General features: G+C 72.1%; 9 protein-coding genes and 1 tRNA gene. 4 read left to right on the top strand and 6 right to left on the bottom strand.

The features are described 5' to 3' along the window. Positions 1-68: 68 nt before the first annotated feature. The 3 genes from AB0H86_RS39665 to AB0H86_RS39655 all read right to left on the bottom strand — a co-directional run bounded on the left by AB0H86_RS39665 (position 69) and on the right by AB0H86_RS39655 (position 5987). Entirely contained in the window at positions 69-1448 is a 1380-nt protein-coding gene (locus AB0H86_RS39665; RefSeq protein ID WP_362450242.1) for a M1 family metallopeptidase, read from the bottom strand. Between the two features lie 217 nt (positions 1449-1665). After that, a complete protein-coding gene (locus AB0H86_RS39660; protein WP_362450240.1) occupies positions 1666-5538 on the bottom strand; it encodes a Pls/PosA family non-ribosomal peptide synthetase in 3873 nt (1290 codons plus the stop codon). 364 nt (positions 5539-5902) lie between these two features. Further along, positions 5903-5987: transfer RNA gene (locus AB0H86_RS39655), tRNA-Leu, on the bottom strand. Between the two features lie 210 nt (positions 5988-6197). Here AB0H86_RS39655 and AB0H86_RS39650 point away from each other — a divergent pair. The 3 genes from AB0H86_RS39650 (at position 6198) to AB0H86_RS39640 (ending at position 9046) form a co-directional block, all read left to right on the top strand. Next, the gene (locus tag AB0H86_RS39650) at positions 6198-7523 is read left to right on the top strand and encodes a M20/M25/M40 family metallo-hydrolase (RefSeq protein WP_362450238.1); all 1326 of its coding nucleotides are present in this window, start codon (positions 6198-6200) and stop codon (positions 7521-7523) included. Positions 7524-7679: 156 nt separating this feature from the next. Then, positions 7680-7913 (top strand): chaplin ChpH, encoded by a 234-nt coding sequence (chpH, locus tag AB0H86_RS39645; RefSeq protein WP_362450435.1) that lies wholly within the window; start codon positions 7680-7682, stop codon positions 7911-7913. Positions 7914-8071: 158 nt separating this feature from the next. Further along, complete coding sequence (locus AB0H86_RS39640) at positions 8072-9046, top strand: chaplin (protein WP_362450235.1); 975 nt, start codon at positions 8072-8074, stop codon at positions 9044-9046. Positions 9047-9156: 110 nt separating this feature from the next. On the opposite strand, the gene AB0H86_RS39635 is transcribed toward AB0H86_RS39640, so the two are convergent. After that, positions 9157-9345 (bottom strand): DUF5703 family protein, encoded by a 189-nt coding sequence (locus AB0H86_RS39635; RefSeq protein ID WP_007380901.1) that lies wholly within the window; start codon positions 9343-9345, stop codon positions 9157-9159. A gap of 47 nt (positions 9346-9392) precedes the next feature. Between AB0H86_RS39635 and AB0H86_RS39630 the strand changes: the two genes are divergently transcribed. Then, positions 9393-10067 carry a hypothetical protein gene (locus AB0H86_RS39630; protein ID WP_362450232.1) on the top strand — a complete coding sequence of 225 codons (675 nt, stop codon included), beginning with the start codon at positions 9393-9395 and terminating at the stop codon, positions 10065-10067. A 62-nt stretch (positions 10068-10129) separates the two neighbouring features. Here the strand turns inward: AB0H86_RS39630 and AB0H86_RS39625 are convergent, their stop codons facing one another. Both AB0H86_RS39625 and AB0H86_RS39620 read right to left on the bottom strand, forming a co-directional pair. Further along, positions 10130-12343 carry an ATP-dependent RecD-like DNA helicase gene (locus AB0H86_RS39625; RefSeq protein ID WP_362450230.1) on the bottom strand — a complete coding sequence of 738 codons (2214 nt, stop codon included), beginning with the start codon at positions 12341-12343 and terminating at the stop codon, positions 10130-10132. After that, positions 12340-13323 carry an aldo/keto reductase gene (locus tag AB0H86_RS39620; protein ID WP_362450228.1) on the bottom strand — a complete coding sequence of 328 codons (984 nt, stop codon included), beginning with the start codon at positions 13321-13323 and terminating at the stop codon, positions 12340-12342. Before AB0H86_RS39620 ends, AB0H86_RS39625 begins: the two co-directional genes overlap by 4 nt. Between the last annotated feature and the right edge of the window lie 231 nt (positions 13324-13554).

The raw sequence follows: 13554 nt of genomic DNA, 5'->3' as shown, positions 1-13554 counted from the left end.
CCGCACCGAGCGGCCGACCGACCCGAACCGGCGGGCCCGCGCCGACCCGGCCCTGACCGCCAACACCCCTACACAGGCCCGGCGTTGGTCGGCGGATGCGTGGGACGGGCCGGTATCCGGGCGTCCGGCACCGGCAGCGGCGGCAGCGCCGTCGCGTACACCCACGCCTCGAACACCTCGTCCAGCGGCTCCGGGGCAAAACGAGCCGCGTGCGCCGTGAACGTCGTCGTACTCACCGCTCCGCCCCGGTGCAGCGTCGCCCACCCGCGCAGTATCCGGAAGAACGCCTCGTCGCCCGCCGCGCAGCGCACCGCGTGCAGGGCCAGCCCGCCGCGCTGGTAGAGCCGGTCGTCGAACATCGACTTGCGCCCCGGATCGGCCAGCCGCAGATCCTGTGGCAGGGAGGACAGCAACCGGTGTGCCGCCGCGGCGAGTTGATGGGCCGTACGGCCCCCCGACCGCTCCGACCACAGCCACTCGGCGTACTTCGCGAACCCCTCGTTCAGCCAGATGTGCCGCCAGTCGGCGATGGACACACTGTTGCCGAACCACTGGTGCGCCAGCTCGTGCGCCACCAGCCGTTCCGAACCCCGCGCCCCGTCCACATGGTTGGCGCCGAACAGCGACAACCCCTGTGCCTCGACGGGGACATCGAGCTCCTCCTCGGTCACCACCACCGCGTACTCGTCGAACGGGTAGGGACCGAACAGCTCCTGGAAGAGGTCCATCATCTGGGGCTGGCGCGCGAAGTCCCGCGAGAACTCCGGCAGCAGGTGGGCCGGAATGTGCCCGTGCTGCGGCACTCCGCCCGGCCCCGGATCGCCCAGCAGCACCGTCTGGTACTTGCCGATCGACAGCCCGACCAGATAGCTGGACGTGGGCGCCGCCTGCTCGTACACCCAGGTGGTCGTCGAGGCCTTCGTCGTCCGGGTCAGCAGCCGCCCGCCCGCCACCACCGCGTACGCGGACGGCGTGGTGATCGAGATCTGGTACGACGCCTTGTCGGCGGGCCGGTCGTTGCACGGATACCAGGACGGCGCCCCGATCGGCTGGCTCGCGACCAGCGCCCCGTCCTCCAACTCCTCCCAGCCGAGCCCGCCCCAGGGGCTGTCCACCGGCTTGGGGTTTCCCGACCAGTGCACCTCGACGGTGAAGGCGGCGCCGGGCCGGACGGGCTTGGCCGGACGCACCCGCAGCCTGCCGCCCCGGTGCGTGTAGTGCGACTGCCGGCCGTCCACCCGGACCCGGCCGATCTTGAAGTCGGACAGGTTGAGCTGGAACTCGGCCAGCGGCGACCGTCCCGCTATGGCGTTGATCCGGGCCGTCCCCGCCAGCCGGTTGGGAGCCGGGCGGTAGTCCAGCGCGAGTTCGTAGCGGTGCACCCGATAGCGGGGATCACCGTTGGCCGGGAAGTACGGGTCCGGACCCACTGCCTGCTGAACGGTCACTGCTGCGTCTGCTCCCTGCGCTGTGCTCGGACGTCGTGCCGGTGTGCCGTACTGACGTCGTGCCGGTGTGCCGTACTGAGGGCCTGTCCGGCAGATCATGCCGCAGGCGCGGGGGCCGGCACGTGCGTCTGCCCCCGCTCACCGGCGTCCATCGGGCGCCGTCGACCTTCCTGTGACCTGATCCGCCGGACAGGTCCCGGCCCCGGCCGAGCCGCGCTCAGGAGCGCCATGACTCGATCGGGTTGCCCAGCCAGCGGGTGTCGTCGGGCACGGACTCCGCCGCCATCACCAGTGACGCCGGCCCCAGTGTCGTACGGGCGCCGATCGTGCTGCCGGGCAGGACGATTCCGCCAGGACCCAACGTCGCGCCCTCACGGAGGACCACAGTATCCGTCCGCAAGATCCGGTCGTGGAAGAGGTGTGTCTGCAGCACACAGCCCCGGTTCACGGTCACCGCGTCCTCCAGCGTCACCAGGTCGGTCTCGGGCAGCCAGTAGCTCTCCACCCACACACCCCGGCCGATCCGCGCCCCGAGCCCGCGCAGCCACGCCGTCAGCACCGGCGTACCGGTCACGGAACCCGCCAGCCACGGCACCGCCAGCACCTCCACGAAGGTGTCCGCCAACTCGTTGCGCCACACGAACCCGCTCCACAGCGGATGCTCCCCGCTGCGGTGGCGCCCCACGAGCACCCACTTGGCGATGACGGACACCAGGCCCGCCACGAACCCCGCCCCGAGCAGCACCAGCCCCGACAGCGGCGGCGCCCACGCGCCCAGCGCACCGGCGGACCCGAGCGCGCACAGCGCGGCCACCGTCAGCACGGCCAGCGCCGCCGAGCAGAACACCGGCACGAGCCGGCACAGCTCCACCAGCCCACGCGCCCACAGCAGCCGGGCCGGCGGGTCGTACGTCCGGCTCTGGTCACCACCGGTCGCCGCACGCGGCAGCTTCATCGGCGGCAGCCCCAGATACGAGCTGCCCTTCTTCGCCTTCTTCGGCGTGGCCGACAGCACCCCGACCAGACCGCCGTCCGGCACGGACCGTCCCGGCGCGGTCATCCCCGAGTTCCCGAGGAAGGCCCGCCGTCCGATCTCCGCCCGCCCGATCCGCATCCAGCCGCCACCGAGCTCGTACGGCGCGGTCAGCGTGTCGTCGGCCAGGAACGCGCCCTCACCGACCGTCGTCAGGCTGGGCAGCGCCAACACGGTCGACACCTCGGCGCCCCGCCCGATCCGCATCCCCAGCAGCCGCAGCCACACCGGCGTGGCCAGCCCGGCGTACAGCGGGAACAGCGTCTCGCGGGAGCGGTCCATCAGCTGCGTGACCGTCCACGCCTGCCAGCCGATCCTGCTGTGCGTGGGGTGCGTGCCCTCGCGCAGGCCCAGGCTGAGCAGCCGTACGCCGACCAGGAGCAGCAGCGCGTACGTCAGCCCGAAGGCGAGGGTCGCCGGTACGAGACCGAGCGCGACACCCGAGGCCGTCAGCTCCGGCGTGACGAACCAGTGGCCCACCAGGAGCGCGGCGGCGCCCGCCAGCACCGGCAGCGCACTCAGCGCGAGGCCCGACAGGCCGTACATCACGCGCCAGTACGTGCCCCGCGCCGGCCGCTCCTTGGGCCAGTTCCGCTTGGCCTTGCCGAGCTTGACCGCGGGGGCGCCCGCCCACCGCTGCCCGGTCGGAACCTGACCGGTGACCGCGGAACCCGGCGCCACCTCGGCCCGCTTGCCGACCCGGGCCCCCGGGAAGAGGATGCCGCGGGTGCCGACGACGGCATGCGCGCCCACCTTGACCGGGCCGATCTCCAGCCGGTCGCCGTCCAGCCACCAGCCGGACAGGTCCACCTCGGACTCCACGGCCGCGCCCCGGCCCAGCTTGAGCATGCCGGTGACCGGCGGCAGCGAGTGCAGGTCCACGTCCGGTCCGACCTTGGCGCCCAGCGCCCGCGCGTACCGCTCCAGCCACGACCCGGTCAGCGAGGTCGCCCCGCTGAACTCGGCCAGCCGTTCGGCGGCCCACAACCGCAGGTGCACGCTGCCACCGCGCGCGTACCGCCCCGGCCGGACCCCCTTGAGGAGCAGCCGTGCCCCGCCCGCGGCGATCGCGAGCCGCCCCGGCGGGCTGAAGAAGAGCAGCGCCCCGCCGCCGACGAGCCACCAAGGGGCGGTCGGCAGCCAGGAGTACCCGGGCAGCAGGTTCCCCAGTGCGGTCAGCACGACGGTCCAGCGCAGCCCGAGCACGGTGAACAGGGGGAGCAGCAGGAGGAGTTGGACCACCTGGGCACGCACCGGAACCGGAGCGACCACCCGCACGGCACCGTCGTCCTGCGCCGACTCCTCCAGGTGCCGGGCCAGCTTCCGCAGCACCGGCTGCTGGTAGATGTCGAGGACGGCGGCGCTCGGGTAGCGGGTGCGCAGCCGGGTCGTCAGCTGGGCGGCGGCGAGACTGCCGCCGCCGATGGCGAAGAAGTCGTCCCGCGCGCTTGTCACGGTGACGCCGAGCGCCTCGCTCCACTGCTCGGCCAGCCAGGCCTCGGTGCCGTAGAGCTGCTCGACGGGGCCGTTGCCCTCCAACTCCTCGAGCGGCCAGGGCAGGGCGCCCCGGTCGACCTTGCCGCTGGTGCGGGTCGGCAGCTCGTCGACCGGCGCGAGCAGCGGCACGAGGGCCGCGGGCAGTTCGGCGCGCAGCTTCTCGACGGCCGCCGTGTGGTCCCAGCCGTCCTGGGTGACGACATACCCGACGAGGAGCTGGTTGCCGCTGCGAGCGGTCCGTACGGCGGCGGCGGCCCCGGCGACACCGGGCAGCGCCTGCAGCGCCGCGTCCACCTCACCGAGCTCGATGCGCCGCCCGCCGAGCTTGATCTGCTCGTCGGCCCGCCCGAGGAACACCAGCCCCTCCGGCTCCGCCTTGACGAGGTCACCGCTGCGGTACGCCCGCTCCCAGCCCAGGGACTCCAGCGGCGCGTACTTCTCCGCGTCCTTCTCGGCGTCGAGGTATCGGGCGAGACCGACCCCGCCGATCACCAGCTGACCGCTGGAGCCCATCGGCACCGGCTCCCCGGCGTCGTCGACGACCGCCAGCTCCCAGCCGTCCAGCGGCAGCCCGATCCGGATCGGCTCCTCGCCGCTCAGCAGCGAGGCACAGGCCACGACGGTCGCCTCGGTGGGCCCGTAGGTGTTCCACACCTCGCGCCCCTCCGTCACCAGCCGCTGCGTCAGCTCGGGCGGGCACGCCTCACCACCGAAGATCAGCAGCCGTACGTCGTTGAGGGTCTCGGGCTCCCACAGCGCGGCCAGCGTCGGCACCGTCGACACGACGGTGATCTCCTGCTCGACCAGCCAGGGCCCGAGATCGGCACCGCTCCTGACCTGGGCACGCGGCACCGGCACCAGACAGGCCCCGTACCGCCACGCCAGCCACATCTCCTCGCAGGACGCGTCGAACGCGACCGACAGCCCCGCCATGACCCGGTCCCCGGGCCCGATCGGGTCCTCGGTGAGGAACAGCGCGGCCTCGGCGTCCACAAAGGCGGCGGCGCTGCGGTGGCTGACGGCGACACCCTTGGGCTTCCCGGTGGACCCGGAGGTGAAGATGATCCAGGCGTCCTGCTCGACGCCGGGACGCGCGGCGGGCGTCTCGGACCGACCATGGACGGTCAGCTCGTGCCCACCTCCGACGACGGCCCGCACCGCCGCCTCCCCGAACACCAACTCGGCCCGCTCGTCCGGGTCCTCGGCATCCACGGGCACATAGGCGGCGCCCGCGGCCAGCACCGCGAGGATCGCCACGTACAGGTCATTGGTCCCGGACGGCACCCGCACCCCCACGCGGTCACCGAGGCCCACCCCGGCGTGCGCGAGCCGCCGCCGCAGTCTCTCCACCTCCACGGCCAGCGCGCGGTAGGTGAGCTGCGTCGTGCCGTCGTCCAGGGCGAGTTCGTTCGGATACGACCGTACGGAGGCGTCGAAGACGTCCACAAGCGTGCGCGGAGAGGTTGCCGGACCCCCGGAGAAACGTGCCGTATCGCCGAACCGTTCGCGGATCTCTTCGTCGAGCAGACCGAGAGCGCTGCTCTCGTGTGTGGCTGCCATCGGGTCCTCGCGTCTCGTTCCCGGAAGCCCGGGGTGCCGGCGGGTCCGCAGGTCTGCCTGGGGTTGTCCGGTCCAGCTCACGTAACAAGCCGGAAATTTTAGTACGAAGCTAGGTTCGCCCCCCTCGAACGGCCACTCGGGACGGCCGTTCGAGGGGACCGACAACCCGGTAAACGGGCGTTGACCAGCACGTTCGTACACGGAACGAGAGATCCCACACACCACTGCGGCCCGTCGGCACAGCGGGGCCGCCACCGCCGGGCCGGTCAGCCGGACTTCCAGGCGTGCCGTGGACCAGGGCCGGAACCCCGGAAAAGCAGAAGACCCCTGGTCAACAGGGGTCTTCGTCAGTTTCACTCGTCAGTGTCCGAGGGGGGACTTGAACCCCCACGCCCGATAAAGGGCACTAGCACCTCAAGCTAGCGCGTCTGCCATTCCGCCACCCGGACAAGGTGCCTGTCGCGTGCGGGAGCGACCCCGCGGCGACACAGGAAACATTACCAGGCTTTCGACAGGCCCCTGATCACCCCCCAGCCCTCCGGACCGCGCCTCTCCGTGCGTGAACGGGGTGTGACGGACCGGGTCCGGTCTTGGGGTGTGGCCGGGGGAGGGGCAGGATGACAGGGACCACCAGCGGCGACAGTGCGGGAGGAAGCAGCGTGAGCGAGACGGACACGGCCAGGAGCGTCACCGGCGAGGACGAGGTCGTGGACCTCTGCCGCGAGCTGATCCAGATCGACACCAGCAACTACGGCGACCACTCGGGACCGGGCGAGCGCAAGGCGGCCGAGTACGTCGCCGAGAAGCTCGCCGAGGTGGGGCTCGAACCGCAGATCTTCGAGTCACACCCGGGGCGCGCCTCCACGGTGGCCCGGATCGAGGGCGAGGACCCGTCCCGGCCCGCGCTGCTCATCCACGGCCACACCGACGTCGTACCGGCCAACGCCGCCGACTGGACCCACCACCCCTTCTCCGGCGAGATCGCGGACGGGTGCGTGTGGGGGCGCGGCGCGGTCGACATGAAGGACATGGACGCGATGACCCTGGCGGTCGTCCGCGACCGGCTGCGCAGCGGGCGCAGGCCCCCGCGCGACATCGTCCTCGCGTTCCTCGCCGACGAGGAGGCGGGCGGCACGTACGGCGCCAAGCACCTCGTCAAGAACCACCCCGCTCTCTTCGAGGGCGTCACCGAGGCGATCAGCGAGGTCGGCGGGTTCTCGTTCACCGTGAGCGAGCAGCGGCGGCTCTATCTGATCCAGACGGCCGAGAAGGGCATGCACTGGATGAAGCTGACCGTGGCCGGCACCGCCGGGCACGGGTCGATGATCCACCGGGACAACGCCATCACCGAACTGTCGGAGGCGGTCGCCCGGCTCGGCCGGCACACGTTCCCGGTGCGGGTCACCAAGACCACCCGGGCCTTCCTCGACGAACTCGGTGACGCGCTCGGCACCCCGCTCGACCCGGAGGACATGGAGTCGACCCTCGCCCGGCTCGGCGGCATCGCCAAGCTCATCGGCGCGACCCTCAGGAACACGGCCAACCCCACCCAGCTGGGCGCCGGCTACAAGGTCAACGTCATCCCGGGCGAAGCCACCGCGCACGTCGACGGGCGCTTCCTGCCGGGGCACGAGGAGGAGTTCCTCGCCGACCTCGACCGCATCCTCGGTCCGAAGGTGCGACGCGAGGACGTGCACTCCGACAAGGCCCTGGAGACCACCTTCGACGGGGCGCTGGTGGAGGCGATGCAGTCCTCACTGCTCGCCGAGGACCCGACCGCGCAGGCCATTCCCTACATGCTCTCCGGCGGGACGGACGCCAAGTCCTTCGACGACCTGGGCATCCGGGGCTTCGGCTTCGCACCGCTCAAGCTGCCGCCGGAGCTGGACTTCGCGGGCATGTTCCACGGAGTCGACGAGCGCGTCCCGGTGGAGGGGCTCAAGTTCGGCGTGCGGGTGCTCGACCGGTTCCTCGACGCGTCCTGAATTCGTCCACTGAAACGAAACTTCAGTATTCGCGCGCTCGTACGGAATCGACTGAGAAGAGTGAATGCGACGATAAGCTCGTAGCTCCATTACTCCCTCCTCGTTACAGGTGATGCGATCAACTACTTGGGATCGCATTGCCAACAAGGAGGAATGATGATCAAGAAGGTCGTCGCTGCTGCGGCTGCCACTGGCGGTCTGGTTCTCGCGGGTGCGGGCATGGCCGTCGCCGATTCTGGTGCCCAGGGTGCCGCCGTGCACTCCCCGGGTGTCCTGTCGGGCAACGTGGTTCAGGTTCCGGTTCACGTCCCGGTGAACGCCTGCGGCAACACGGTCTCCGTGATCGGGCTGCTGAACCCTGCCTTCGGTAACACCTGCGTCAACAAGTGACGTTGTGCCTCGCCCTGTGAGGGTCTGAGCCCGTCGGCCCCGGAGCGCACGCCATGCGCTCCGGGGTCGACAGGCCTTTTCGGAACAGCATTTCACGTTCTTACGGTTCTTTCTGAACGTCGAAATTCGGGACAAGTTCGAAGGCAGGGATTTCAGCAATGCGACAGGTCACCCGCAAGGGCCTGATGACCGTGGCCGCCGCGACCGGCGTGCTCGCCGCCACCGGCGGCGCCGCGCACGCCGGCTCGGGCGCCAGCGGATCGAGCGCCGACTCGCCCGGCGTGCTCTCAGGCAACTCGGTGCAGGCGCCGGTGCACGCACCGGTGAACGTCTGCGGCAACACGGTCAACGTCATCGGGCTCCTCAACCCGGCGATGGGCAACAAGTGCGTCAACCACGACGTCAGGACCGGCGGCGGATACGGCGAGTCCGGCGGGTACGGCGACTCGGGCGGGTACGGAAACCAGGGCGGTCACTCCGGCCACGATGGCCATGGCGGCCATGGCGGCCATGGCGGCCATGGCGGTCATGGCGGTCACGGCGGCTCAGGGGGCTCGCACGCCGGCGGTCACACCGGCGGCTCGCCGGGCGTCGGATCCGGCAACCATGTCGAGGTGCCGATCGACGCGCCGGTCAACGTCTGCGGCAACAGCGTCGACATCATCGGCATCGGCAACGCCACCACGGCCAACGACTGTGAGAACGGTGGCCGCGGTGTCGGCGGCGGACACCCGAGCACGCCTCCGGGTGTCGGCGGCGGACACCCGAGCACGCCTCCGGGTGTCGGCGGCGACAGGACGACCCCTCCCGGCGGTCCCGAGCAGCCGGGCCACCCCGGCACCCCGGAACACCCCGGTCACCCGGGCGGCCCCGGCACCCCGGAACACCCCGGTCACCCGGGCGACCCGGTGGAGCCCAGCCGCCCCGGTGTCCCGAACACCCCGGACGACCTGACGCAGGTCGGCGCCGCGCACGCCAACCAGCCGGGAGCCCAGTCCGTGGTCCAGCCGACGGGCTCCGCGCAGCTCGCGCACACCGGCAGCGACCTGCCGATGGGCCTTGCCCTGCCGATGGGCGCGGGGGCGCTGCTGGCGGGCGCCATGCTCTACCGGAAGGCCCGCGCCGCCGCGTAGAGGCACACAGGCCGCACACGGCGGCCGGCAGCACCGCGATCTCTCCGCGGCGGTGCGTACGACGGAGCGGGCCCTGCCTCGGCGGGGCCCGCTCGTTCCGTCGCCTCAGCTCACCAGGTGGCGCGAACCTGACGGATGATCCTCCGCCGCAGCCGCACCCTGCGGCTGCCGTCGCGCATCAAGCTCAGGCGGTCCAACTCCCAGTGGCCGTACTCGGCATGGTCCGTCAGCAGACGTGTGGCGTCCTTGCGGGAGACCCCGCGCGGTACGTAGACGTCGACAAATTCGTATTCCGGCATCGCATCTATTGTGCGGGCTGGGGCCAGGTACGGATAGCGTCTGCACTATGTCTGATGCTGCGCAGCCCACCGCTGCCGAGGTACGAGCCGCCGCCGAGGCGGTCAAGACCGCGCTCGACCGCCACCTGGCCGCGGTCGAACGCAGGTCGGGGGAGGACGACCCCGCCGTCTACGAAGCGTTCAACGAGCTGGCCGCGGCCGCCGAGACGTACGACGAACTGCTCTACGACCGATACGACGAGGTCACACCCTTCGAGATCCCCGGAGCGGAGGACTCGCTCCCGCCGTACACGGGCCCCGAGGAACCGAACGCCCTCAGCGTGCTGATCCGCCGCGACTACGCCGTGGTGGAACCGCAGCGGCTGTTGGCGCACGCCCAGCGGATCGAGGCGGCGGACGGGGAGGTCGCGGGCGGCGCGGGGGCATCCGGCACGGTCCACGGCGCTCTGGGGCTGCTGTTCGGCGAGTTCGAACCGGACGAGATCGCCTCCCGGCACAAGGAGTTCGGCCTGGAGGAGGGCGACTCCACGCTCTGGGTGACGGCCGCCGACGAGGCGCCCGAGCCCGGCGAGTGGCTGGAGGCGCCGTTCGAACAAGCCGACGCCCAGCGAGTGGTCTGCCGCTTCGACGTCAGCGCGGTCTTCGACGACGAGCCCGACGGCGTCGTGGACCTGGACGAGGACGAGGACGAGGACCTGGAACCCCTGGACGCGGAACGCTGAACGAAGGCGGCGGCGGCCCCGGAGACTGAACCTCCGGAACCGCCGCCGCCTTCATGATGCGATCAGCCGGCCACAGGCACCTGCGGCGCCAGGAGAACGGGCAGCCGCGTCGTACGAGGTTTGGCGAGGACCTCGGCCACCGCCCTGGGCAGAGCCTGCTCCACGCCGTGCACCACGGACAGATGCCGCTCCGCCCGCCCGAACGCCGTGTAGACCCACGGCCGGCTGAGCGCCTGCGCCGCGTCACCGGGCAGCACCACGACCACCGCGGGCCACCGGCCGCCCACGGCCTGGTGCGCGGTCAGCGCCCACCCGTGCCGCAGATCCCGCTCCACACGCTCCTTCGACACGACGACTGTCTCGCCGGCGCACGAGAGATGCAGGCCTTCGGCGTCGGCCTTGACCACGTGGCCCGGCAACGTACGCCCCGGCGTGGGGGAGTAGGCGATCCGGTCGCCCGGGTCGAAACCGCCGAAGCGGCCGGGGCCCGGGTTGAGCCGCTCCTTGAGAACCGCGTTCAGCGCGCGGGTGCCGGCCGCACCGCCGTGGCCCGGCGTGATCACCTGGGTGTCCTCGGCGGACACACCGATCGCCCGCGGCACCGAGTCGGCGACGAGCTGCGCGGTCCGGTGCACAGCCTCGCCGGCGTCCCGCACCGGCACGATCACGACCTCCTTGCCCGGAGCCTCGACCTGGTTCAGCTCGCCGATCCCGACACCGGACACCAACTCGCCCAGCGGCCCGGGATCCGGCCGCCGCGAGGCGACCTGCGGGCAGACCCGCGCGGCCAGCAGATCCGCGAACACCCGCCCGGGACCGACGGACCACAGCACCGCGGGGTCCCCGGCCAGCACCAGCCGGGCACCGTCCGGCAGCGACTCCGACAGCAGGGCCGCCGTCTCGACGTCCAGCTGAGGCGCGTCCAGGACGACGAGCAGGTCGAGATCGAACGTGCCCTCGGCGTCCCGCCCCGGCCCCTCGGCACCGGACAGCAGCCCGGTGACGGTGACGACTCCGGGGGAGCCGTCGTCGACGGACGACTCCGTCCGCCTCTCCGCCAGGGCTGCGAAACGGTCACGCCCGAGCGGACCGTGGGCGGCGGCCCAGGCCCGCAGCCCGAGCTCCCCGGCAGCGCGCAACAGGGCCGCGGGCTCGGCCAGCGAGGCCTCGCCGCCGGTGTGCAGTACGAGACCATGGCGGGCGACCGCGCGGATCAGCTCTCCGGCGGACCCGCCGGCCGAGCCCGCGATCCGCTCCCACTCCGCATCCGAACCGTCCGCCTTCGGCGCGGAGTTGATCAGCCGGGCCAGACCGTCGGCGAGGCTCTCCTCCGCGAGGGCGTACCGCTCCAGCCCCACGAGGACACGGACCGGCCGCTCCTCTTCCTCGTCCTCGTCGTCGTCCCCCCGGGCGGGAGCTCCGGGCTCCTCAAGGGCGTCATGGAAGGCCAGGGCCTCCCCCTCGGCGAGGGTCTCCTGGACGGCCGCGTCCGGATCCGGTACGCCCCGCTGGGAGAGCGCCGCGACAAGGGCGGGCAGCTCCAGGGCGGTGTGCCCCGCCAAGGCGGCCTGCTCCAGCAGCCACAACGTGACCGCTCGCCCACGCCGCTCGTCGTCCGGTCCGCACTCGGCGCCCAGCAGCGCCCGCGCGAACCCGTCGGCCTGCTCGGGCCGCACACCGCCGACCCGCAACAACTGCCAGGGGTCCGCCCGCAGCAGCTCACCGGCACCCTCGCCGAGCACCATGGCAACCTGCCCCGCGAGCCCGTCCGGCGCGCCCCCCTCGACGAGGACACCCCGTACGGCCTCGACGACGTCCGGCGCCGGGACGGCAGCCACCTCGACCGAGACAGGCTGCGGCTTAGGCTCCGGCGCGGACCGACGAGGCGCGGGCTCCTCGAAGACGGCCGCCGCGGGCTTCTCGCCGCTCTCCACGGCTCGGACGGCCGCGAGCAGATCAGCGGCCGTGCCGCTGAGCTTGATCCCGGCGGCGATCGGCGCCTTCTCGGCCTTCCGCTTCGCGATCCGCTCCCGCTCCAACCGCTGCGCGGCAAGCTCGGCAGCGGCCTCGGACACCTTCCCGGCGTCCGCACCCCCGTCCGCGGCGTCGGGCGTCTCCGCCTCGACGCCCTCCTGGCCCTCGACGCCCTCCTGGCCCTCGACGCCCTCCTGGCCCTCCTGCGCGGTGGCGGTGGCACCAGGCTCGGTCTCCTCCAGGTCCCCCAGGTCCCCCAGGTCCTCAGCGGGCTCGGGCTCGGGCTCGGGCTCCGTGCTCACAGCGTGCTCCAGTCGTGATCGGGATAGCGGTGCACCGGCGCCGACACATCGTCGAGCGCCCGGCAGATCTCGTCAGGAAGACTAAGGGCCTCCACTGACAACGCCGCCGTGAGCTGCTGCGCGTTGCGCGCGCCCACGATCGGCGCGGCCACCCCGGGCCGGTCCCGGACCCAGGCGAGGGCCACCTGGAGCGGCGTCACAGCGAGCCCGTCCGCAGCCGTCGTCACGGCGTCCACGATCCGTGTCGCCGTGTCGTCGAGATACGGCGCGACGAACGGCGCCAGATGCTCCGAGGCGCCCCGTGAGTCGGCCGGCGTCGAGTGCCGGTACTTGGCGGTGAGCACCCCGCGCCCGAGCGGCGACGAGGGAAGCATGCCGATCCCCAGGTCCAGCGCGGCCGGCAACACCTCACGCTCGACACCGCGCTGGAGCAGTGAGTACTCCAGCTGCGTGCTCGCCAGCCGGGTCCGGGTGCCCGGCGCCGACATCTGCCACGTCGCCGCCTTGGCGAGCTGCCAGCCACAGAAGTTCGACACCCCGGCATACCGGGCCCGCCCACTGCTGACCGCCAGGTCCAGCGCCTGGAGGCTCTCCTCCAACGGGGTGTCAGGATCGAAGGCGTGGATGTGCCACACATCGACGTAGTCGGTGCCGAGCCGGGCCAGCGAGGCGTCCAGCGCGGAGAGCAGATGCCCGCGTGACCCGTCGAACCGACGGTCGGGATCCGGCACGCTGCCGGCCTTCGTGGAGATGACCAGGTCCCGACGCGGCACCAGGCCTTCTATGAGACGTCCGAGCAGATACTCGGCCTCCCCGTCGCCGTACACATCCGCCGTGTCGACTAGGCTCCCGCCCGCTTCCCAGAACGTCTTCAAGAGGTCCGCGGCGTCATGCTCATCGGTGCCCCGCCCCCAGGTCAGGGTGCCGAGCCCGATCCGGGACACACGCAGGCCGGTGCGGCCGAGATGCCTCTGCTCCATGAACGCCGAGATTACTGGCCAGAACCTGCCACCGGGATGCCTGTGGATAACCAGTTTCCGTCACCAGCACCCCCGTTGAGACAGACCCACAGCCCGCGCCGGTCCACGGCGCCAAGGGGACGGGACGGGGGTGTTCGCCCGCAGCGTCTGGCGCGTCAACACCGCCCACTCACCAAGAAACCGATTCCGCGCCAGACCGAGGACGGACACCCCCGTCCCGGCCCCCACCCC

Origin of the sequence: Streptomyces sp. NPDC050997 (genome assembly GCF_040660135.1) — a bacterium.
GTDB lineage: Bacteria > Actinomycetota > Actinomycetes > Streptomycetales > Streptomycetaceae > Streptomyces.
This window is presented reverse-complemented; position numbering and strand designations above follow the sequence as displayed.